19 protein-coding genes are annotated in these 21,231 nt (G+C 72.9%); 8 read left to right on the plus strand and 11 right to left on the minus strand.

Translation table 11 applies throughout. The features are described from left to right. Positions 1 to 19: 19 nt before the first annotated feature. Positions 20 to 1,468: an argininosuccinate synthase gene (gene argG, locus PV789_RS22070; protein WP_274974357.1), complete on the minus strand. Its 1,449-nt coding sequence runs from the start codon at positions 1,466 to 1,468 to the stop codon at positions 20 to 22. Between the two features lie 342 nt (positions 1,469 to 1,810). On the opposite strand from argG, the gene PV789_RS22075 reads away from it, so the two are divergent. Then, the gene (locus tag PV789_RS22075) at positions 1,811 to 2,551 is read left to right on the plus strand and encodes a class I SAM-dependent DNA methyltransferase (RefSeq protein ID WP_274974358.1); all 741 of its coding nucleotides are present in this window, start codon (positions 1,811 to 1,813) and stop codon (positions 2,549 to 2,551) included. 92 nt (positions 2,552 to 2,643) lie between these two features. Here the strand turns inward: PV789_RS22075 and PV789_RS22080 are convergent, their stop codons facing one another. Continuing rightward, positions 2,644 to 3,723: an RNA ligase (ATP) gene (locus PV789_RS22080; RefSeq protein WP_274974359.1), complete on the minus strand. Its 1,080-nt coding sequence runs from the start codon at positions 3,721 to 3,723 to the stop codon at positions 2,644 to 2,646. Between the two features lie 174 nt (positions 3,724 to 3,897). Here PV789_RS22080 and PV789_RS22085 point away from each other — a divergent pair, with 174 nt between their 5' ends. Further along, entirely contained in the window at positions 3,898 to 4,305 is a 408-nt protein-coding gene (locus tag PV789_RS22085; protein WP_274974360.1) for a MerR family transcriptional regulator, read from the plus strand. Between the two features lie 640 nt (positions 4,306 to 4,945). After that, on the plus strand, positions 4,946 to 6,445 hold the full coding sequence (locus PV789_RS22090) for a SulP family inorganic anion transporter (RefSeq protein WP_274974361.1): 1,500 nt from the start codon (positions 4,946 to 4,948) through the stop codon (positions 6,443 to 6,445). Positions 6,446 to 6,645: 200 nt separating this feature from the next. Here the strand turns inward: PV789_RS22090 and PV789_RS22095 are convergent, their stop codons facing one another. From PV789_RS22095 to PV789_RS22110, 4 genes are all read right to left on the minus strand, one after another. Then, the gene (locus tag PV789_RS22095) at positions 6,646 to 6,846 is read right to left on the minus strand and encodes a ferredoxin (RefSeq protein ID WP_274974362.1); all 201 of its coding nucleotides are present in this window, start codon (positions 6,844 to 6,846) and stop codon (positions 6,646 to 6,648) included. Next, complete coding sequence (locus PV789_RS22100; RefSeq protein WP_274974363.1) at positions 6,843 to 7,535, minus strand: TetR/AcrR family transcriptional regulator; 693 nt, start codon at positions 7,533 to 7,535, stop codon at positions 6,843 to 6,845. Before PV789_RS22100 ends, PV789_RS22095 begins: the two co-directional genes overlap by 4 nt. After that, entirely contained in the window at positions 7,529 to 8,749 is a 1,221-nt protein-coding gene (locus tag PV789_RS22105) for a cytochrome P450 (RefSeq protein ID WP_274974364.1), read from the minus strand. Before PV789_RS22105 ends, PV789_RS22100 begins: the two co-directional genes overlap by 7 nt. Positions 8,750 to 8,908: 159 nt before the next feature. Continuing rightward, positions 8,909 to 9,673: an SDR family NAD(P)-dependent oxidoreductase gene (locus PV789_RS22110; protein WP_274974365.1), complete on the minus strand. Its 765-nt coding sequence runs from the start codon at positions 9,671 to 9,673 to the stop codon at positions 8,909 to 8,911. A 214-nt stretch (positions 9,674 to 9,887) separates the two neighbouring features. Between PV789_RS22110 and PV789_RS22115 the strand changes: the two genes are divergently transcribed. Then, positions 9,888 to 10,535, plus strand: coding sequence for a TetR/AcrR family transcriptional regulator (locus PV789_RS22115; protein ID WP_274974366.1), 648 nt, complete (start codon positions 9,888 to 9,890; stop codon positions 10,533 to 10,535). A gap of 155 nt (positions 10,536 to 10,690) precedes the next feature. Here PV789_RS22115 and PV789_RS22120 read toward each other — a convergent pair whose 3' ends face one another. The 4 genes from PV789_RS22120 to PV789_RS22135 all read right to left on the minus strand — a co-directional run bounded on the left by PV789_RS22120 (position 10,691) and on the right by PV789_RS22135 (position 14,839). After that, the gene (locus PV789_RS22120) at positions 10,691 to 12,025 is read right to left on the minus strand and encodes an MFS transporter (RefSeq protein ID WP_274974367.1); all 1,335 of its coding nucleotides are present in this window, start codon (positions 12,023 to 12,025) and stop codon (positions 10,691 to 10,693) included. 140 nt (positions 12,026 to 12,165) lie between these two features. Next, on the minus strand, positions 12,166 to 12,699 hold the full coding sequence (locus tag PV789_RS22125; protein WP_274974368.1) for a LeuD/DmdB family oxidoreductase small subunit: 534 nt from the start codon (positions 12,697 to 12,699) through the stop codon (positions 12,166 to 12,168). Then, on the minus strand, positions 12,696 to 13,964 hold the full coding sequence (locus PV789_RS22130) for a 3-isopropylmalate dehydratase large subunit (protein ID WP_274978211.1): 1,269 nt from the start codon (positions 13,962 to 13,964) through the stop codon (positions 12,696 to 12,698). The genes PV789_RS22125 and PV789_RS22130 overlap by 4 nt, the downstream gene beginning before the upstream one ends. 2 nt (positions 13,965 to 13,966) lie before the next feature. After that, a complete protein-coding gene (locus tag PV789_RS22135) occupies positions 13,967 to 14,839 on the minus strand; it encodes an isocitrate lyase/PEP mutase family protein (protein ID WP_274974369.1) in 873 nt (290 codons plus the stop codon). A gap of 215 nt (positions 14,840 to 15,054) precedes the next feature. Here PV789_RS22135 and PV789_RS22140 point away from each other — a divergent pair, with 215 nt between their 5' ends. The 4 genes from PV789_RS22140 (at position 15,055) to PV789_RS22155 (ending at position 18,615) form a co-directional block, all read left to right on the plus strand. After that, positions 15,055 to 16,677: a long-chain-fatty-acid--CoA ligase gene (locus PV789_RS22140; protein ID WP_274974370.1), complete on the plus strand. Its 1,623-nt coding sequence runs from the start codon at positions 15,055 to 15,057 to the stop codon at positions 16,675 to 16,677. 110 nt (positions 16,678 to 16,787) lie between these two features. Beyond that, on the plus strand, positions 16,788 to 17,612 hold the full coding sequence (locus tag PV789_RS22145; protein WP_274974371.1) for an IclR family transcriptional regulator: 825 nt from the start codon (positions 16,788 to 16,790) through the stop codon (positions 17,610 to 17,612). Positions 17,613 to 17,733: 121 nt separating this feature from the next. Further along, positions 17,734 to 18,069 (plus strand): PadR family transcriptional regulator, encoded by a 336-nt coding sequence (locus PV789_RS22150; protein WP_248771675.1) that lies wholly within the window; start codon positions 17,734 to 17,736, stop codon positions 18,067 to 18,069. Positions 18,070 to 18,072: 3 nt separating this feature from the next. Then, the gene (locus PV789_RS22155; protein ID WP_274974372.1) at positions 18,073 to 18,615 is read left to right on the plus strand and encodes a hypothetical protein; all 543 of its coding nucleotides are present in this window, start codon (positions 18,073 to 18,075) and stop codon (positions 18,613 to 18,615) included. 79 nt (positions 18,616 to 18,694) lie between these two features. Here the strand turns inward: PV789_RS22155 and PV789_RS22160 are convergent, their stop codons facing one another. Then, positions 18,695 to 20,998, minus strand: a complete 2,304-nt coding sequence (locus tag PV789_RS22160; RefSeq protein WP_274974373.1) for a rhamnogalacturonan lyase — start codon at positions 20,996 to 20,998, stop codon at positions 18,695 to 18,697. Positions 20,999 to 21,231: the final 233 nt, after the last annotated feature.

Below are 21,231 nucleotides of genomic sequence, written 5' to 3' on the forward strand. Positions count from 1 at the left end.
CGCGGACCGGGGCCGGGCCTCAGTCGTTGCCGGACTCCATGGCGGCGTGGTCGAGCAGGTCGTCGCTCTCGGGGGCCTGTCCGCGGGAGGCGATCGCCTCGGCGCCGCCCTCGGGCATCGCGCCGATCAGCCCGGTCGCGGCCGCCTGGGCGGCGCCGATCGACGTCGGGTGCGAGGTGCCGACCATGCCGACCCTGGAGTACTCCTCCAGCTTGGCGCGGGAGTCGGCGATGTCGAGGTTGCGCATGGTCAGCTGGCCGATGCGGTCCACCGGGCCGAACGCGGAGTCCTCGGTCCGCTCCATGGACAGCTTGTCCGGGTGGTAGCTGAACGCCGCCCCGGTGGTGTCCATGAGGGAGTAGTCCTCGCCTCGCCGCAGCCGCAGGGTCACCTCGCCGGTGACCGCCGTGCCCACCCAGCGCTGGAGGGCCTCGCGCAGCATCAGCGCCTGGGGCTCCAGCCAGCGGCCCTCGTAGAGCAGCCTGCCGAGCCGACGGCCGTCGTTGTGGTAGCTGGCGAGGGTGTCCTCGTTGTGGACCGCGTTGACCAACCGCTCGTAGGCCGCGTGCAGCAGCGCCATGCCCGGGGCCTCGTAGATGCCGCGGCTCTTGGCCTCGATGACGCGGTTCTCGATCTGGTCCGACATGCCCAGGCCGTGTCGGCCGCCGATGGCGTTGACCTCGTTGACCAGGTCCACGGCGGTGGCGAAGGTCTTGCCGTTGACGGACACCGGGCGGCCCTGCTCGAAGCCGATCGTGACGTCCTCGGGGGTGATCTCGACCTCGGGGTCCCAGAACCGCACACCCATGATGGGCTCGACGATCTCGATGCCGGTGTCGAGGTGTTCGAGCGCCTTGGCCTCGTGCGTGGCGCCCCAGATGTTGGCGTCGGTGGAGTAGGCCTTCTCGGTGCTGTCACGGTAGGGCAGGCCGTGGGCCAGCAGCCACTCCGACATCTCCTTGCGGCCGCCGAGCTCGTTGACGAAGTCGGCGTCCAGCCAAGGCTTGTAGATCCGCAGGGAGGGGTTGGCGAGCAGACCGTAGCGGTAGAAGCGCTCGATGTCGTTGCCCTTGAAGGTGGACCCGTCGCCCCAGATCTGCACGCCGTCCTCAAGCATCGCGCGCACCAGCAGGGTGCCCGTGACGGCCCGCCCGAGGGGGGTGGTGTTGAAGTAGGTGCGGCCGCCGGAGCGGATGTGGAAGGCTCCGCAGGCCAGCGCCGCGAAACCCTCCTCCACCAGCGCCTCCCGGCCGTCCACCAGGCGGGCGCCCTCGGCGCCGTAGGCGGTGGCGCGGCCGGGGACCGAGGCGATGTCGGGTTCGTCGTACTGGCCGATGTCGGCGGTGTAGGCGTACGGGACGGCGCCCTTGTCGCGCATCCACGCGACCGCCACCGAGGTGTCGAGGCCACCGGAGAAGGCGATACCGACGCGCTCGCCGACGGGGAGGGAAGTGAGTACCTTGGACATGGAAATAAGTATGCGCCCTTATGAATGAGCATGCAATCTGGGGGGCCGCATGTCGGTGTGGGATACATCCCTGACCTGCCGCGCTGGGCGCCGGGTCCGGGGTCGCGCGGGGCACCGCTGCGCGGGCCGCGTCGGGCGGCGGAGCCGGTGTCACCGGGCCCCCGGGGGCGCCCCGGCGGCACGGAGCGGGCCGGTCCCGAGGCCCGCTCCCCCCACCCTGCCCGGGAGCGGGGCCGCCCGACCCGCGACGCGCCGGACGCTCCCGGGCGGTCGCGCCCTGCGCCCGCGGGGCCGCGGGAAAACCGCGTGCGCCCCGCGGGGGCCGCGGGTTAGCGTTCCGGGATGAGCGCACAGGAGGACCACTTCGCGGAGAGCGTCGCGGCGACCTACGACGAGTCGTCGGCGGAGATGTTCGAGCCCGCCGTCCTGGATCCGGCCGTCGACCTCCTGGCGGAACTGGCCGGTAACGGCCGGACCCTGGAGCTGGGGATCGGGACGGGGCGCGTCGCGCTGCCGCTGGCCCGCCGCGGGGTTCCGGTACACGGCATCGACCTGTCCGAGGCGATGGTCGAACGGCTGCGGGCCAAACCCGGCGGCGACGCGGTCGGGGTGACGGTCGGCGACTTCGCGACGACCCGGGTGGAGGGGACGTTCTCCGTCGCCTACCTGGTCTTCAACACCATCATGAACCTGACCGCGCAGGACGAACAGGTGGCCTGTTTCCGCAACGCCGCCGACCACCTCGAACCCGGCGGCCGCTTCGTCGTCGAGGTCGGCGTCCCCGACCTGCGCAGGCTGCCGGAGGGCCAGGACGCCGTGCCCTTCCACGTGGGTTCGAACCGACTCGGGTTCGACGTCTACGACGTCGCCACGCAGGCGATGAGCTCACACCACGTCACGGTCGCCGACGGGCGCGGCACGTACCGGGAGGTCCCCTTCCGGTACGTGTGGCCCGCCGAACTCGACCTCATGGCCCGGCTCGCCGGGATGCGCCTGAGCGACCGGTGGGACGGGTGGACCCGGGAGCCGTTCACCAGCGCCAGCCGCCAGCACGTCTCGGTCTGGGAGAAGCCCGTCGGCTGAGCCCGGGGAGCGGCCGGGCCGCCCGACGCGGGCGCACGCGGCGACGGCCCCGCGGGCGCGCCGGGAGTTCCCGGTGCGCCCGCGCGGTGGGCTCACTCGTACTCCGTGCCGCCCCCGCGGGTGAGGTAGGCGTCGGAGACGAACTTGACGATCGCGCGCCCGCCCAGGACCGGCGAGTAGCGCTCGCGCCGGGGCCGGACCACGACCCCCTCGCGCAGGTGCAGGCCGCCACCGCTCCAGGTCTCCTCCCCCTGCGCCAGCGCGAGCAGCGCCGCCTCGTCGTAGGGGCCGTCGTGGAGCAGCGGCACCGAGGGCAGCCCGACCGACTCCAGCACCTCGGGCAGGTCGGCGGCGTCGACCCAGCTCAGGGCACCGTCCACGTCCAGGGAGACGTCGAAGACCGCGTAACCGGGCTGCTCGCCGCGGCCGGTCTCGCCGTAGGCCAGGTCCTGCACCCCCGCGCCGAACACCTCGCCGAACACGCCCACCCGGGCGGCGCCGAACCGCTCCGCCAGCCCGCGCGCGGCCTCGGGCACCCCGTGGGCGGTCAGCGCCCGCCAGTACAGGTTCTTCTCCGCGAACGCCAGCGCCTGGTGCCGGGACCCGTGGCCCTTGGACGAGGCGAACTCCTCCCCCGTCGCGGCGACCAGGGTGAACAGGCAGGCCGTGCCGTGGATCTTCTCCGTGGCCACGACCGGCTCCCCCGGCTCGAAGGCGTCGGGGTAGCGCTTGGCGTTCTCCACCTCGATCCAGCGCAGCAGGCCGGGCGCGTCGACCAGGTCGCCGCCCATGTGCACCGGGACCGGAGGCACCCACTTGGTGATGCCGAGTTCCCCGGCGAAGTCGGTGCCGTCACGGTGTTCCGCCGCCAGGTCGCGGTCGACCAGCAGCTTCGGGCGGCAGACGATGCCCTGTGACAGCTCTCCGCGCAGCCGGACGGCCTTGACCCGGTTGCTCCGGGAGCCCGCGAGCCTGCCCGTCAGGCCGAGTTCACCGATGAGGTCCTCGGGCAGCAGCGCGCTCTCGGGGATGTAGACGGCCCAGTCGCCGGTGCGGTAGTCGTCCTTGGCCACGACCGCGCGGAACAATCCGACCTGCGCCAGCTCCAGCGCGTCCGCGTTGGGGTGCGGGTGGATCGTCAGCCGCTCGGCGGTGACCCGAAGGGTGGACATGGCGGTTCCTCCGTGTGGGGAGGCGCGTTCGGACCGCGCCCCGGGGGTCGGTCCACTATGTCCGAGCGCCCTGCGGACCGACAACGGCTTTACGGAGGGACCGGAGCGCCCGACGGCGGGCCGCGACGGGTTCGGGGCGACGTTAGAGTCGGGTGAACGAGAGGGGGTGCCGCGATGTCCGGGGCGCAGCACATGCAGATCGGCGAGGTCGCCGAGCGGACCGGCCTGTCCCTGCGCACGATCCGCTACTACGGCGAGGTCGGCCTGGTCGAGCCCTCCGCGCGCTCCCGCGGCGGCTTCCGGCTCTACACCGAGACGGACGTGGACCGCCTGAACCTCATCAAGCGGATGAAACCGCTGGAGTTCAGCCTTGAGGAGACCCGCGAGCTGCTGGAGGCCGTCGACCGGCTGGGTTCGGCCGAGACCGGACCCGACGAGCGGCGGGCCCTGAGCGAGAGGCTCGACGCCTTCGAGGCGGCCATCGTCGCCCGCTGCCAGGCCCTGCGCAACCAGTTGGCGATGGCCGAGGAGTTCGCCGAGCGGCTGCGTGAGCAGCGCGCCCGCGACAACGCCACCGCCTAGCGTCCGCCGGGGCCGAACGACCAGCGCCCCGAGACGGGAACCCGCCCCCCGGCCCGCATCGCGGGTCACCGCACGCCGACACACTCCAGGACGGAACCGCACCCGCTCCCGGGCCGGGGACCGGGGCGTGCCGCCGCGGCCGTGGCACACGGCCGCCCCCGCCCTCCGGATACGCGTCGTGGACCGCGCCCCGCCCCAACGCCCGCGGGCCGGGTCCGCCCCCAGAGGCGGGCCGCGGCCCCGTCCCCGCACGCCCCCGGCCTCCCCACCACCGCACCGGCGGTCACCGCGCGTCACCGCCGGTGGAGTGCGCCCGCCGTACGGAGCGCCCGCCCGGGGAACACCCGAACCCTTCCGTACTGTGAGGGTCGTCTCAGTCGCCGAACGAGAATCAGACTCTCACGTAAGAGTAGAGTTTCTCCGGGTCGTCACCCGCGCACGAGCGGAGGACCACCGCACTCTCCTCCCGGCCCGACCCAGAGGCACGGCCGTGCCCGCGGCGACGAAGCCGCACCGGGGCCGACACCGCCCCGGATCCCCGTGCGCACCCGCGCACCCCGTCTCACCGGCGCGCGTCCGCGCCGTGCACGAACGCCTGACCCGAACACCGCGGTCCTCGTTGTGGGCTGCCCGAAACCCGATGGGTGCCATGAAACTGCCCGTGAAGACCCCCAGGTCCCTCAAGGCCCGGATCCCCGCCGCCGCGCAGCTGCGCGCCGACGTGCTGGCCGGACTGGTCGTCGCCCTGGCCCTGATCCCCGAGGCCATCGCCTTCTCCCTCATCGCCGGGGTCGACCCCCGCGTGGGCCTGTACGCCTCCTTCGTGATGGCCGTGTCCATCGCCTTCCTGGGCGGGCGGCCCGCGATGATCTCCGCCGCCACCGGCGCGATGGCCCTGGTCGCGGCGCCGCTGTCGATGGAGTACGGCGTCGACCACCTGATCGCCGCCACCATCCTGGCCGGGCTCATCCAGGTCGCCCTGGGGCTGCTCGGGGTGGCCAGGCTGATGCGGTTCGTGCCGCCCAGCGTCATGACCGGGTTCATCAACGCCCTGGCCGTCCTCATCTTCACGGCCCAGCTGCCCTACCTGGAGGGCGTGGGCGTGCCGATCTACGCCATGGTGGCCGTGGGCCTGGTCATCGTCTTCGGCCTGCCCCGCCTGACCAAGGCGATTCCCGCGCCGCTGGTGGCCATCGTCGTGCTCACCGTCGCCGCGCTGGCCCTGGGCATCCCGGCGCAGACGGTCGGGGACATGGGCGAACTGCCCGACACCCTGCCCGTGCCGCTGATCCCGGACGTGCCCTACACGCTGGACACGCTGGTCCTGATCGCCCCCTACTCGCTGACCCTGGCGCTGGTGGGGCTGATGGAGTCGCTGATGACCGCCAAGGTCGTCGACGACCAGACCGAGACCTCCTCCGACCACGGCCGCGAGGCCCGCGGCCAGGGAGTGGCCAACGTGCTGGTCGGCTTCTTCGGCGGCATGGCCGGGTGCGCGATGATCGGCCAGACCATGATCAACGTCAAGTCCGGGGCCCGTACCCGCGTCTCGACCTTCCTGGCCGGTGTGTTCCTGATCATCCTGTGCGTGGCCCTGGGCGACCTGGTGGGCATGATCCCGGTCGCTGCGCTGGTCGCGGTGATGTTCTTCGTGGCAATCGTGACCTTCGACTGGCACAGCGTCGCCCCGGCCACCCTGAGGCGGATGCCCTGGACCGAGACCCTGGTCATGGTCATCACCGTCGCCGTGGTCGTGGCCACCCACAACCTGGCCCTGGGCGTGATCGTCGGGGTCGTGGTGTCCATGGTGCTCTTCGCCCGCCGGGCCGCCATGCAGGCCGACGTCACCAGCGTGCTCGACCCCGAGGGCGGCACCCGCGTGTACTCGGTCAACGGCGAGGTGTTCTTCGCCTCCACCGGCGAGCTGGTCAACCGGTTCGACTACACCGAACAGGGTCTGGAGAGGGTGGTGGTGGACATGTCCAACGCGCACGTGTGGGACTCCTCGGCCGTGGCCGCCCTGGACCAGGTCACCGAGCACTTCCGCAGGCACGGGGTGCGGGTGGAGATCACCGGCCTCAACGGGCCCAGCGCGCACCTGCACCGGGAGCTGTCCGGAACCCTGACCGGCGGCCACTGACCCCGGGCGACGGGGGCGGCCCGCCGGAACCGCGACGGGCCGCCCCCGGGTTCCTCGGACGGCGCCCCTGCCGCGGCCGGGCCGGGCAGGACGAGTGCGGCCGGACCGCGGAAAACGGGTGCGGGCGCCCCCCGGCTGAGACGGACGCGCCTGACCGGTCACGACCGGCCGCGAGGCGCGCTCTCCAGCTCCCCGCGCGGTCAGGCCTCCTCGTCCACGTGGATCGCGCCGGTGGGGCACACCTGCCCCGCCTCGCGCACGGCCGGGTACAGGTTCTCCGGCGGCCGTTCGGTGAGCAGTTCGACGATGCCGTCCTCCTCACGCTGGTCGAACACCTCCGGGGCGAGCAGCACGCACTGACCGGCGCCGCAGCACCAGTCCTGGTCGACGGACACCCTCATGGTCGCTCCTCCTTCGTCTTCGCGGCGCGATCGCGCCCCTCGGCCGGGGTCACGGGGGCGAGCCAGATCCCCGTGAGCGCGTCCACCAGTCCGGTGGCCGTGTCCTCCCAGCTGCACCGGGGCGTGGCCGCCTCCTCGGCGAGCGCGCGCTCGCGTTCGGCGCACATGTGCACGATCAGGTGGCGGGTCATGTCCTCGCGCTCGGCGCGCACCGGCGGCGGCAGGTCGGGCAGGCCGGCGCGCAGGCCGAGCAGGACCCGCCTGAGCGGGGGCGAGGTCAGCGTCTCCTCGGTCATGATCACGCGCAGGCCCGGGTCGGTCATGACCTGCGCGGAGAAGCGGGCGAACCAGCTCGGAACGCCCAGGTGCGCCAGGTGCCGGGTCACCGGCCGGACCAGGCAGGCGATCCAGTCGCCCGTCCCGGCCGGGTCTCCCGCCTCCTCGACCGCCCGCGCCCACAGCGGTTCGAGCCGGTCGGTGTGCGTGCGCACGATCGCGCGCACGAGGTCGGTCTTGGTGCCGAAGTGGTAGCCGACCGCGGTGTTGTTGCCCTGTCCCGCGGCCGTGCTGATGCCGCGGTTGGACACCGCGAACAGGCCGTGTTCGGCGAACAGGCGCTCGGCGGTGGACAGGATCAGCTCCCGCGTGGCACCGGCCCGATCGGTCCGCGTCCGTGGCACGGTCACCACCGGACCGGGACCTCGCGCAGCCCGCCCACGACCAGGCCGTCCAGCCGCCGCAGTTCCGCCGCCGGGACGGCCAGCTCCAGTGTGGGGAGCCTGCGCAGCAGCACGTCGAGCACGGCCTGGAGTTCGGTGCGGGCCAGCGCCTGCCCCAGGCACGAGTGCGCCCCGGCGCCGAAGCCCAGGTGCGGGTTGGGCACGCGCCCCAGGTCCATCTCGTCCGCGTTCTCGAACGCGCTCTCGTCCCGGTTGGCCGCGCCCATGCTGCACATGACGGTGGTCCCGGCCGGGACGGTGGCGCCGCCGATCTCGGTCTCCTCGGTGATGTAGCGCGGCAGGCCGAGCCCGGAGTTGGCGTCGAAGCGCAGCGCCTCCTCCACTGCGGAGCGCACCAGCGTCCGGTCGGCCAGCAGCCTCTCCCAGCGGCTGCGGTCGTCCAGCAGCATCGCCACCATCTTGCCGATCATGTTGGCGGTGGTCTCGTGCCCGGCGACCAGCAGGCCCATGCTGGTGGCGACCAGCGCGGAGGTGGGCAGGTCGTACCCGGCCTCGGCGGTCTCGGTGATCAGGGAGCTGATCAGGTCCTCGCGCGGCTCCGCCCGCTTGGCCTCGACGTGGCCGCTCATGTATGCGAGGAACTCGGCCTGGGCCCGGTCCATCTCCTCCTGGGTGTAGCGGGTGAGGTTGAGCAGCGCGTCCGACCAGTGCGAGAAGCGGTCGCGGTCGGAGTCGGGCACGCCGAGCATGTCGCAGATGACCCACACCGGCAGGGGGAAGCCCAGGTCTGCCCGGAGGTCCGCCGGGTGTCCGCGCTCCACCATGCCGTCGACGAGCCGGTCGGCCATGGCCTCGATTCCGGGCCGCAGCGCGTTCATGCGCCTGGCGGTGAACCACTTGCCGACCAGCCGCCGCCACTGCCGGTGCTCCTCCCCGCTGTCGGGGACCGCCGAGGCGAGGTCGCTGTTGAACACGCCGCCCGTCGCGTCGGCCGAGACCCGGGCCGCGTCCTCGGCGTCGAGCCGCCGGGTGAAGCGGGGGTCGGAGAGCACCCGCCTGACGTCCTCGTAGCGGGTGACCACCTCCGCCCGGTCGCCGCTGGGCAGCCGCACCCCGGCGACGGGGCACCGCTGCCTCAGCTCGGCCCACTCGGCGGGCGGCTCCAGCGCCTCGGGGCCGGGGATCGGGTAGTCCATCAGCCGTTCGGTTCCGTCGGCACCCACAGCCCTCACTCCTCTGCGTCATCGGTACGTACACGTACAGTGAACGCCCGTCGCGGTGTTGAGTCAAGCGACTGACTTAAGAAGTGGGGCGTACGCGCTCGAACGCACGCGGCGCCCGCCGCCGCGGACCCGGGGCCGGGTCCGCGCGCGGTCGCCTCCTCAGACGGCCGACCAGCCGTTGTCCACCGGCAGCACCGCGCCGCTGATGCTGCTCGCCGCGTCGGAGGCCAGGAAGACGACGGCGGCGGCCAGCTCCTCGGCCCGGGCCACGCGGCCCATGTTGGACATGAAGGTGCCGAGGGTGGTCGGGCCGTGGGGCGCGGAGGCGACGTCGACGGTGATCGAGGTGGCGGTGCCGCCCGGGGCGACGGCGTTGACCCTGATCCCCTTGTCGCGGTACATGACCGCGGTGGACTTGACCAGGCCGACCACGCCGTGCTTGGAGGCGGTGTAGGCGGCCCCGGCGGCGCTGCCGCGCAGGGAGGCCTCCGAGGCGGTGAAGACGACCGATCCGGCTCCCCGCTCGACCATGTGCGGCAGGACGGCGCGGGTGAGCAGGAAGGGCGCGGTCAGGTTCACGCGCAGGAGCCGCTCCCAGACCGCGTCGGTGACGTCGGCGGTGGCGGACATGTCGTCCATGATCCCGGCGTTGTTGACCAGGACGTCGACACCGCCGAGGCGTTCGACGGCCGTGGCGACGACCTCGTCCACGACCTCCTGACGGCTGAGGTCGCCGGTCACGGTCTCGGCGGTGCCCCCGGCCGCGCGGATCTCCTCGGCCGCCTCCCGCGCGGTGTCGGCGTTGAGGTCGGCGATCAGGACCCCGGCGCCCTCCTCGGCGAAGCGCAGCGCGCTCGCGCGGCCGATGCCGGAGCCGCCTCCGGTGACGATGACGTTCTTGTCCTTCAGGCCCAGGCCGGTCATGGGAAGCCCTCTCGTTGCCGCTGGTGGCGGCCACGGCGGCCGCTGCTGTCACTGTAGGACTTTTTGTCGCTCAGAGACAAATATTGTTCCGCCTGGTCCGGGCGTTAGTAAAGTGGACCCGCCCAGACGCCTCGGACACGGGAGGGGGACGGTCGTGCCGGGAACACCGTCCGCGAAGACGCCCCGCACACCCTCGGGTCGGGGCCGCCCGCCCATGACCGAGCGGCGCAGGGAGATCGTGCGCATGGAGATCGCGCACGCGGCCGTACGGCTGTTCACCGAGAACGGGGTGTCGGGCACCACGGGCGACGACATCGCGCACGCGCTCGGCATCTCCACCAGGACGCTGTGGCGCTACTTCCCCAGCAAGGAGAGCTGCGTCCGGCCGCTGCTGACGACGGGCCTGGAGCACATGGCCGAACGCCTGCGCGCCTGCCCTCCCGGGGTCCCCCTCCTGGAGTACCTGGAGCGGGAGCGGTTCTTCGACGGCGAGCCGCAGGTCGTGGAGGGACCCGTCGCGGACCTCATCCGGATGACCCGCACCGAACCGGCGCTCATGGCGGTGTGGCTGGAGGTGCACCACGCCGCCGAGTCCGTCTTCGCCCAGATCATCGCCGACCGCACCGGCGAGTCCGCCGACAGCCTGCCCGTCCGCGTCCAGGCGGCCGCCCTCAACTCGGCGCTGCGCCTGGCCGCCGAGGAGCGGGCGCGCCTGGAGGACGACGGGCGCGGCGTTCGCTCGGAGGGCGTGGGGCCGCTGCTGCGCACCGCGCTGACCACCGCGGCCCGCGGCCTGCCCGCCTTCGGGCACGGCGGCGGGGACGAACGCGGGGACGAAGGCGGGGACGCGCCCTCGGACTGAGGGTCTGTGTGCCGATCCCGGCCGCCGCCGCTGTCGGCGCGGGGAGGCGCCCTCTGGCTGGTTCCGTCCCGGGCGCCGTGCGCGACGGCCCGCGACCGGGCCGGGCGGCACGGGGGCTCCGGCCCGGCGGCCGACGGGCCGGGCCGGAGCCGGGTTCAGGCCGGGAGTTCTCCGGCGCGGGTGGAACGGACGGTGAACGCCGTGACCAGACCGACCATCGCCACCCCCATCACCCAGTACGCCGGGGACACCGGGTCGCCCGTCGAGGCGACCAGCTGGGCCGCGATGTAGGGGGCCGTCCCACCGGCGACGATGGTACCGATGTTGAATCCCAGGGCGACTCCGGTGTAGCGCACGGCCCTCGGGAAGAGCTCGGTGAACAGCGGGAACGCCGGAACCTGGAGCGCCGCGTTGAGGACCATGAACACCAGGTACATCAGTCCGACGACCAGCAGCCCCGAGGCCTGCGACATCACGAGGAGGATGGGGTAGGCCAGGAGGACGTACCCGACGCACCCCGCGGTGAGCACCCTCAGGCGTCCGAAGCGGTCGGTGAGCAGGCCCAGGAACGGCATGCACGCGCAGGCCGCGGCGATCACGGCGGCCGAGAGCCAGTACACGTCCTGGGAGTCGTGGCCCAGGTCGTTGATCAGGTACACGTTCATGTACGTCAGCCCGACGTACCCCGTGCCGTTGGTGGCGACGGCCAGGCCGACGACCTTGAGGACGGCGCCCGGGTTGCGCCGCAGCACGTCGGTGAAGGGGCTGCGGGCCACCTCCGCCTTGGTCTCCATCTCCCTGAAGTCGGGGGTGTCCTCCAGCTTCAGCCGCGCCCACAGGCACAGCAGGGTCAGCGGGACGCAGAGCAGGAACGGGATGCGCCATCCCCAGGCCGTCATCTGCTCGGGGGCGAGGAGTCCGACGACCGCGCCGGTCACGGCGGCCGCGACCGCGAAGCCGAGCGTGGAACCGGTCGGGGTGAACGCGCCGAAGAAGCCGCGCATGCCGGCCGGGGAGGACTCCGCGATGTAGGTGGCCGACCCGCCCACCTCGCCTCCGGCGGAGAAGCCCTCGGCCATGCGCACGACCACCAGCAGGATCGGGGCGATGATCCCGGCCTGCGGGTAGGTGGGCAGCATGCCCATCACGGCGCAGCACACGCCCATGCTGACGACGGTGGAGACCAGCGCGACCTTGCGTCCGGTCCGGTCCCCGAGGCGGCCGAAGAAGATCCCGCCGAGCGGACGCATGAGGTAGCCGGACCCGAACACGGCCAGGGTGGCCAGCACCGAGGTGGCGGGGTTGGAGCTGGGGAAGAACAGCGGGGCGATAACCACGGTCAGGAACCCGTAGACGCTGAACGCGTAGTACTCGATCAGGGTCCCCACCCCACCGGCGACCGCGGCTCGCAGCGCGGTGCGCCGGTCGCGCACTGGCGCGCCGACGGGGGTCGGTGCCGGGGAGCTCCCGGCGCTGTCTGGAGCGGACAAGGCGATGCCTCCTGGTGAGGACGGATCGTGGGCGCCGGTCGGGGCCCGCGGGGAAGGACGCCTCCCCGTGGGCGGGGCGGCGGGGCGGGGCGCCGGTCCGGCGCTCCCGTGTGGCGGTGGGGCGGTCCTGACCCGGCCGGTCAGTCCGCGGCGTGTGTCGAGCGGTGCTCGGACAGGAGCAGGTTCAGGCTTCCCCCCGCCTCGATGACCTTGACCACGCGCTCGGTGAGCGGGTTTCCGGTCAGCTCGGCGTCCCGGTCGGGAAGGCGTACGGACGGGCGCCGCCAGTCGACCTCGACGCGGTCCCACCGGTGAACGGCGCGGCTGATGCCGGGGACGGTCAGCAGCGGCATGCCGTTGTAGGTCTCCCCGCGCCAGAAGCCGGGTGAGAAGGACTCGGCGATCACGGCCGACACGCCCAGGTTGCGCAGCGCGACGAGCGGGGGGTAGTGCGGGTGCCCGTAGCCGAAGTTGCGGCCCCCGACGACGACGTCGCCGGGGCGCACCTCGTCCACGAACGCGGGGTCGTAGTGCCGCATGCACACGCTCCGCAGCACGTCGGGGTCGTAGTACTTGATGTTCTCCACGCCGATGATGAGGTCGACGTCGAAGTCGTCCCCGAAGATCCAGGCGACGCGGCCGCTGATGACGTCGGGCGGCGGCAGCGGGCTCATGACCCGGTCACCTCCCGCACGTCGCAGATCCGCCCGGTCACGGCGCTGGCGGCGACGGTGTAGGCGGAGCCCATGTAGATGTTGGCGTCGGTGCTGCCCATGCGCCCGGAGATGTTGAGCACGCCCGTGGACACGCAGTTCTCCCCGGCCTCCAGGGGCTTCTGGTAACCGAAGCAGAAGTCGCAGCTGGACTCGGCCACGGCGGCTCCCGCGTCGCGCAGCACGTCCAGCAGCCCCTCCGCCTCGGCCTGGCGGTGGATCGCGGCCGAGGTCGGGACGACGTTGAGCTGCACGCCGTCGGCGACCCTGCGGCCCCGCAGCACCCCGGCGGCGGCCCGGATGTCCTCCAGCCTCCCGCTGGCGCAGGAGCCGATGAACGCCTTGGTGACGGGGGTTCCCTCCAGCTCCGAGATCCCGAGCGTGTTCTGGCCCCGGGCCGACCCCGGCAGCACGACCTGCGGCTCCAGCCGCGAGAGGTCGATCTCGTGCACACCGGCGTAGACCGCGTCGGGGTCGCTGTACAGCGGCTCGGGAACGGTGTCGGAGACCCTGCGGGCGTAGTCCAGGGAGAGTTCGTCCGGGTTGAAGATCGCCGACACCGCGCCGGTGAACATCGCCATCCCGCACAGGCCCTGCCTGCGGTCGATGCTCATCGAGCGCGCGCCGGGGCCGGTGAACTCCATGACCTGGTGGGCGCAGCCGTCGGCGCCGAGCCGGGCGATGATGGTGTGGACGAGGTCGCGGTTGTCCACGCCCTCGGGGAAGGCCCCGGTGAGCTCGAAGCGCACCGACTCCGGCACGTCCAGGAAGATCCGGCCGGTGACCCATGCTTCCAGGAGGTCGCGCCGCACCCCCCATCCGAGCGCCCCGAAGGCCCCCAGGCCGCTGATGTGGCCGTCGAAGTGGATGAGGAACCGGCCGGGGAGGGCGTATCCGAGTTCGGCGGCGACCTGGTGGCCGATCCCCTCGGCCTCGTGCAGGGTGATCCCGTAGAAGTCGCACCAGTCGCGGGTGACCTTGTGGACCTCGGCCTCCTTGGCGCTGCCCCGTGTGAGCATGTGGTCGATGAAGACCAGGTAGCGCTCCGGGTCGGCCAGTTCCGTGATGCCGAAGTCGTCGTGCATCTGCCGGAACATCACGTCGGTGTAGCCGGGGAAGTCGTAGGCGATCATGTGGTCGGGCCGGAACGCGCGGTTGTCGCGGGCGCGGACCGGGGTCCCCCCGGCGGCCCGGCCGAGGATCTTCTCGGTGATGGTCAGGCCCATGCTCACTCGCCCCCCTGTGCGGCGGGCAGGTAGGCCCGCTGCGCGGCCTCGACCTCGGCGAAGCCGATCAGGTCGACGAACTCGTGGTGCTGGAGCGCGTCGGCGCTGACCTGGGCGGGGGGCTCTCCCCCGGCCAGCCTGCCCAGGGCCTGGCGCATGGCGCCCGTCGCCGCCATCAGCACCTGGGTGGGTAGGAGGGCGAGCGCGACACCGACCTCCTCCAGAACCCGGGGGGTGAACTCGCGCTCGGTCCAGGTCGAGGCGGTGAGCGTGGCGACGAGGGGGACCCCGGCCGCCTCCCGGCACTTCGCCCACTCGTCGACGGTGGAGAAGGTCCTGGTGACCGGCATGATCATGTCGGCTCCGGCCCCGACGTAGGCCTGCGCCCGGCGCAGCGCCTCGTCACCCCGGGCGTCGGTGCGCGCGATGACGAGGACGTCCTCGCCGACGGCGTCCTTGACGGCGCGCACCTTCCCGGCCCCCTCGTCGAGCGGGACCAGGGGCACCGGGTCGCCGACGCAGAGGGGGCAGCGCTTGGGCGACTCCTGGTCCTCCATGAAGACGGCGGCGGCACCGGCGTCGCGGAAACGGCGGCCCGCCCGCGCCGCGTTGACCGCGTTGCCGTACCCGGTGTCGATGTCGGCGATCAGCGGGAGGCCGCTCGCCTCGCGGATGCGGCGGGTCGCGTCGAGGTTCTCCGACATCGTGTACAGCTCGGCGTCCGGGTAGCCGAGGGAGGCGGAGACGGCGAAGCCCGAGGCGCACAGGGCCGGGAACCCGGCCTGTTCGGCCAGGCGCGCGGTGAGTCCGTCCCAGACCCCCGGCGCGTAGACCACTCCCGCGTCCATCAGCTCGCGTAGTCGCTGGGATTCCATACCGCCTGCCTTTCGTATAGCGGAACGCGTTTCAAAAGGAGGCTAAAGAGGCGTATGATCCTGTGTCAAGGATCACTTCGGTACGTAACTCAGCCGACACCCGACGGGTCTACGTGCTGGAACGCCAACATACCGACCGGGCGGTCCGTGCACGGGTGGCCCCGGGTCCACACCGCACGGAACACGTTTCGCACAGAACGGGAGAGTGAACCGCGATGATCTCCGTGATGCAGGCCGAACCGCTGGGGCTGCACCAGGTCTTCGACCGGGCCGAGACGACCTTCGCCGACCGGAAGGTCGCCGCCGGGGAACCGGACGGCGTCCGCACGCTGGACTACGCCGAGCTGTTCGCCGGGGCCCGCGGACTCGCGCAGGTCCTGACCGACCTCGGGCTCCGCCCCGGCGACCGGGTCGCGACCTACGCCTGGAACACCCTGGACCACATGCGCGCCTACGTCGCGATCCCCGGATCGGGCATGGTCATGCACACCGTGAACGTCCGCCTCAGCGCCGACGAGATCGCCTACACGATCGGGCACGCCGGCGACCGCGCGGTGCTCGTGGACGGGTCCCTGTGGGAGGCCTGGTCCACCGTCGACCTCCCCGACACCGTCGAGCACGTCCTCGTCATGGGCGAGGCCCCCGAACTCCCCGCCGCCCAGGGCGGAGCGCGCGTGAGCCGACTGGAACTCCCCGCGGCCCCCGAACCGCGCAGCTGGTGGCGTCCCCGGGACGAGAACGAGGCGGCGGGCGTGTGCTACACGTCGGGCACCACCGGCCGCCCCAAGGCGGTGGTCTACAGCCACCGGTCGGTCTACCTGCACGCGCTCACCCTGTGCACGACCGACGCGTTCGCCATCGGCCACCACGACGTGGTCCTGCCGGTCGTGCCGATGTTCCACGCCAACTCGTGGAATCTGCCCTACGCGGCCCTGGTGTCGGGCGCCGGCCTGGCCCTTCCCGGCCGCCACCTGGACCCGCTCAGCCTCGCCGGATTCGTGCGCGACACCCGGGCGACGTTCGCCGCCGGTGTGCCCACCGTGTGGTCCTCCCTGGTCCGGGCGGTGGAGGAGGGCCGGGTGCCCGCCGACGCGCTGGCGACCCTGGACCGGGTCGTCATCGGCGGCTCCTCCGCGTCCGAGAGCCTGCTCGACGCGCTCAACGGCCTCGGGGTCCGCCCCGTCCACGCGTGGGGCATGACCGAGTGCTCACCGGTCGGGCTGGTCGCCGTGGAACCGTGCACCGCCGACGAGGCGGCGCGTGCGGCGGCCCGCCGCACGCAGGGCCGCCCCCTGCCCGGCCTGGCGGTCCGGTCGAGGGCCGCCGGAGGAGAAGTCCCCCGGGACGGCTCCTCCGTGGGGGAGCTGGAGATCAGCGGCCCCTTCGTCGTGGACCGCTACCACGCCCCCGAGCAGGACGACGGCGCGTCCTTCGACTCCTCCCCCGACGGGCGCCGCTGGCTGCGCACCGGGGACATGGTCACCGTCGACGCGCGGGGGTACGTGACCCTGGTCGACCGCGCCAAGGACATGGTCAAGTCCGGCGGGGAGTGGATCTCCTCGGTGGACCTGGAGAACAGGCTGTGCGCCCACCCGCGGGTGCGGGAGGCGGCCGTCATCGCGGTCCCCGATCCCACCTGGGGAGAGCGGCCCGTCGCGGTCCTGTCCAGCACGGACGGCGGGGAGATCCCCCCGGACGAGCTGCGGGGCTTCCTGGGGCAGGGGTTCGCGCGCTGGCAGCTCCCCGACCGGTTCGTGACGGTGGAGGAGGTCCCCAAGACCAGCGTGGGCAAGTTCGACAAGAAGAGGATGCGCTCGGTGTACGGCCGTGAGAGCTGAGGCGGACGGCGGGGCCGCGCCCACCGGAGCCGGGTCCACGGCGTCGGTCAGGCCGCGGTCCGGCCGCTACCCTGACACCGACGGCCGAACGTGCGAGGAGGTCCCCTTCGGTGGCGACGATCGACGGTGAACCGGCCGTTGGACCCAAGGGCGTGGTCAACTCGGTGCTCCGCGCCTGTCGGCTCCTGGAGTGCTTCACCCACGAGCGGCACGCGCTCACCCTGGGTGAGCTGGCCGAGGAGACCGGGCTGAACAAGACCACGGTGCACCGGCTGCTGGCCACGCTGGTCCAGGTCGGCTGGGTCAGTCAGCGCGCGGACGGCGCCTACAAGGTCAACATGCGGCTGTTCGCCGTGGGGTCGACCGCGCTCGCCGAGCTCAACCTGCGCGACGAGGCCGCTCCCCTGCTGCGCGGCCTGGCCGCGCGCTCGGGCCACACGGCCTACCTGATGGTGCCCTCGGAGGACGGCGCGGTCTGCATCGACCTGGTCGAGGGCTCGGGGCCGCTGACGATCAAGAAGATCACCGTCGGCAGCGTGCTGCCCTTCCACGCCGCGGCGGGGCCGATGACGATGCTGGCCTTCTCCAGCGAGCTGCGGGAACGGTGGCTGTCCGGACCGTTGCGGAGCTTCACCGCGCACACCCTGACCGACGGGCACTCCCTGCGCACGCACCTGGAACGGATCGCGTCCGAGGGCTACACCGTCAGCGACGAGGACTTCCTGGACGACGTGGGCGCCGTGGCCGCCCCCGTCTTCGACTCCTCGGGAGGGCTCGCCGCCACGGTGAGTCTGGGCGGACCCGCGACGCACTTCCGGGGATCCGGCCTGGTCGGCCTCATCGCGGCCGTCCGGGAGGCGGCGGCCGAACTGTCGGTCCAGTTGGGCGCCCGGTCCCGGACCGACCCGCCGGAGGCCGGACCCGCCGTCCGGTAGGAGGCGGCGGTCCGCCCGCCGCCTCCCGCGTTCCGTGCGGTGTCCGGACGCTCCATCGGTGCCGTTGGGTTTCCGCAGTACCCCCTTGTCTCTATATATCGTTGACTGATATATATCGTTCATGAAGATGAGAGAGCAGACCTACCTCGTGCTCCTGGCCCTCGCCGAGGAGCCGATGCACGGGTACGGGATCATCTCGGCCGTGCGCCGGCTCTCCGACGGCGACGTCTCGCTCGGCGCCGGAACCCTGTACGGCGCGCTGGACCGCCTGGCCGACGGCGGCCTGGTGGAGGTGTCCGGCGAGGAGGTCGTGCGGGGCCGCAACCGGCGCTACTACCGGCTCACCGGCCAGGGGCACGCGGCCCTGGTCCGGGAGACCGAGCGCATGACCCGGCTGGCCGACCTCGCCCAGCGGCTCCTGAACCCGGGGCCGAGACCGCGGACGGAAGGAGCGTGATCCATGGACGCCTACGAGGAGCGGCTCCGGCGGGCGCTGCGCTGGTACCCCCGCCACTACCGCGAGCGCCACGGCGAGGAGATCGTGGCCACCGCGCTGGACCTGCGGGCCCCCGGCAGTGACGCGGTGGACCGGGCCGAACTCCGGGGGCTGGCGGTCGCGGGCCTGCGCACCCGCCTGCGTGAGCGGCCGCCCCCGGGCGCCTGGGCGCGCTACCGCTTCCTGGGCACCCGGGTCCCCTACCGCCACCGCATGTGGGTGCGCGACGACGTCACCGGCAGGGGCTACGCCGCGCGGAGGATCGGCTGGAGCCTGGCGGCCCTGCTGGTGCCCGTCGTCCTCCTGTCCCCCCTGGCCGCGGGGGTGGACCCCTGGGGCACCGGGCACACGATGGGCCTGCTGCCCAAGGCCTGGGAGAACATCACCGGTCTGGGCCTGCTCTGGGGCGTGGTCTGGTTCGGGTTGCAGGGCTTCGGCCGACGCGACCGCACGAGCACGCTGCGCAGACACGACTTCCACCCGGACGGCCGGCCGGTGTCGTGGTGACACCGGCCGCACGGGGCCCCGGGCCTGGGGTGTGCCGCTCCCGGCCCGGGGCCCCGACGCCTCTGCGCGCTCCCGCCTCCTACTCCGGGTAGACGGCGTCGGGCACCTCCACCCGCGCCCAGTCGGTGTCCGCGCCCAGGTGGAAGGACGGGTACGCGGGCTGGTTGTAGCCGGTCTGCTGCCGGGCCACGTCCACCCGGTACTGCGGGTCGTGCATGAGGGTGTGCAGCCGGTGTCCGGTCACCTCGGTGCTGGTGAGGATCCGCAGCGCGCCGCTGTCCTCCGTGCGCAGGACCAGTTCCTCGCGCCAGTCGCCGAGCACGTCCGCGACCAGGGCGGGGTTGCCCTTCGTCCCGTTGTTGGTGAGCGTGCCCTCGGCGGTGAGCAGGGTGCCGCGCCGCCAGTCCTCGATCCTCGAGTCCTCGGTCCCCTCGACGATCTGCGTGGTCATGTCGGCGGACCAGCGGATGCTCATGTTCGTCCCGGGGGTGCGGTCCCCCAGGAACTCCCCGTCCGCGCTCCACAGGCCCGCCTCGGTCCCGCCGCCGGGCGGCATCGAGGACCACGCCTCCAGGCCGGGGACGTCCGGATCGACGTCGCCGACCATGCCCCGGCCGGTGTCGGTGCCCGTGTACCCGCCGAACAGCACCTCGCCGGTGGCGGCGTCGCGCATCGCGAACCCGTACGGCGCGCTCGCACCGCCCTCGTGCACGGTCCAGACCTCCAGGCCCTCGCGCTCCGGGTCGAGGTCGCCCACGTGCATCGCGTCGCCGTGCCCGAGCTTGGTCGTCTGGCCCTCGATGGCACTCCCGGGCGGGCCCTCGGCGTGCGAGGAGTACAGCAGCGACCCGTCGTCGTCCAGGGTCGCGGAGCCGTAGACGATCTCCTGGCGCCCGTCGGCGTCCACGTCGGCCACGCCGAAGGAGTGGAAGCCCTGTCCCGCGAGCGTGCCCGTGTCGGGATCGGAGCCCCGGCCGCCGTGCGGGGAGGCGTCGAACGGGTTGTCCATCGGCACGTGCCCGCTGTCCGCGATCCAGCGTGTGCTGATGTCCTCTCCGTCGAAGTCGTAGGCGGCCACCGCCGAACGCGTGTAGTAGCCCCGGGCGAACACCGCCGACGGGCGGGTGCCGTCCAGGTAGGCCACGCCGGACAGCAGCCGGTCCACCCGGTTGCCCGGCTCGATGCGCGCCATCGCGTAGTCGCCCCACATCAGGCCGTCGTCGCCCCGGCCCGGTTCGTAGCGGACGGTGTCCAGTTCCGCGCCGGTCTCGCCGTCGAACACCGTCAGGTACTCGGGGCCGTCCACGACGAAGCCCTCGAACTCGCGCAGCTCGTTGCGCGCGCTGCGCGAGGGCGCGTACTCGTCGAGGAAGAGGTCCGCGAGGGCCCCGGCGTCCGCCTCGCTCAGGGGGTAGTCGTAACGGGGTTCCCCGCCGAAGGCCTCCTCCAGGGTGGCGGGCCAGTTGCCGGCCACCACCTCGGGGTGCTCGTGCCAGCCCCGGAACACGGCCACGACGTGCTCGCGGTAGTCCTCGGCGCTCATCCGGTAGTCGTCGCCGTGCCCGACCCCGGCCTCGACGTCCTCCTCCGGCAGGGTGATGTGCTCCCCGGAGGCCTCCCCGGCCCCGTCGAAGGTCAGCGTCCGGGTGCCCGGAGCGGTCTTGAGCATGATCTCCGAACGGCCGTTGCCGTCGAGGTCGTAGACGACGAACTGCGTGTAGTGCGCGCCCGACCGGATGTTGACGCCCAGGTCGATGCGGTGCAGCAGCTCGCCGTCCAGCGTGTAGGTGTCCACGTACGTCGGGCCGGTGTAGCCGCGCTGGGAGACGTCCTTGGAGTTGGTGGGGTCCCACTTGACGACGAACTCGTACCGCCCGTCGCCGTCCACGTCGCCGACGCTGACGTCGTTGGCGGTGTAGCCGTACTCCTCCCCCGCCGGGGTCGCGCCGCCCTCGGGCCTCTGGAGCGGCAGGTCGTGGTGCCCCTCGGCCCACACGGCGGCCTCGCCCTCGGGGCCGACGCCGGGCCTTCCCCGGGGGACGGGGACCACCCGGTACTCGGAGTCGGCGCTCCCCTCCTCGTCCAGGAAGTTGGTGCTGTCGCGCACCATCGCGACGACCCGGCCGTCCCGGTACACCCGGAACTGCGGACCCCGGAGCCCGGTGTCGGTGTGCCCGCCGACCTCGGAGGCCAGCAGGCGCCAGCTCAGGAAAACGCCTTCCGGGGTGCCGACCGCGACCAGGCCGCGATCCAGCCGTTCGAGCTGAATGCCGGAGCCTCCTCCCGGTTCGGCCAGCGCGGTGGAGCTTCCGGCCATCACCAGGGCGCATACGCCCGCGAGCAGCGGACTCGTTCTTCGGACGGAACGCGGGGGGATCCCCATGGGCACGCCTCCTTGAACAGCGGGGGTGACCCACGTTACAAGGCAAGCGCTTTCCGACCAAGGCCCCCACCGAGCGGACCGCCGCACCGGGATGCACCCGCCGCACGGCCGGGGCAGCACCCGCCTGTGCCGGGCCGCCGCCCGCGACCGGGACGCACCGCCCGTGCCGGGACGCTCCCGCTCGCGACCGGGGCGCCCCCCGTGCCGGGACACCCCGCCGCGCACCGGCGTCA

Source organism: Nocardiopsis camelliae, assembly GCF_028993595.1.
In the GTDB taxonomy this organism is placed as follows: domain Bacteria; phylum Actinomycetota; class Actinomycetes; order Streptosporangiales; family Streptosporangiaceae; genus Nocardiopsis; species Nocardiopsis dassonvillei.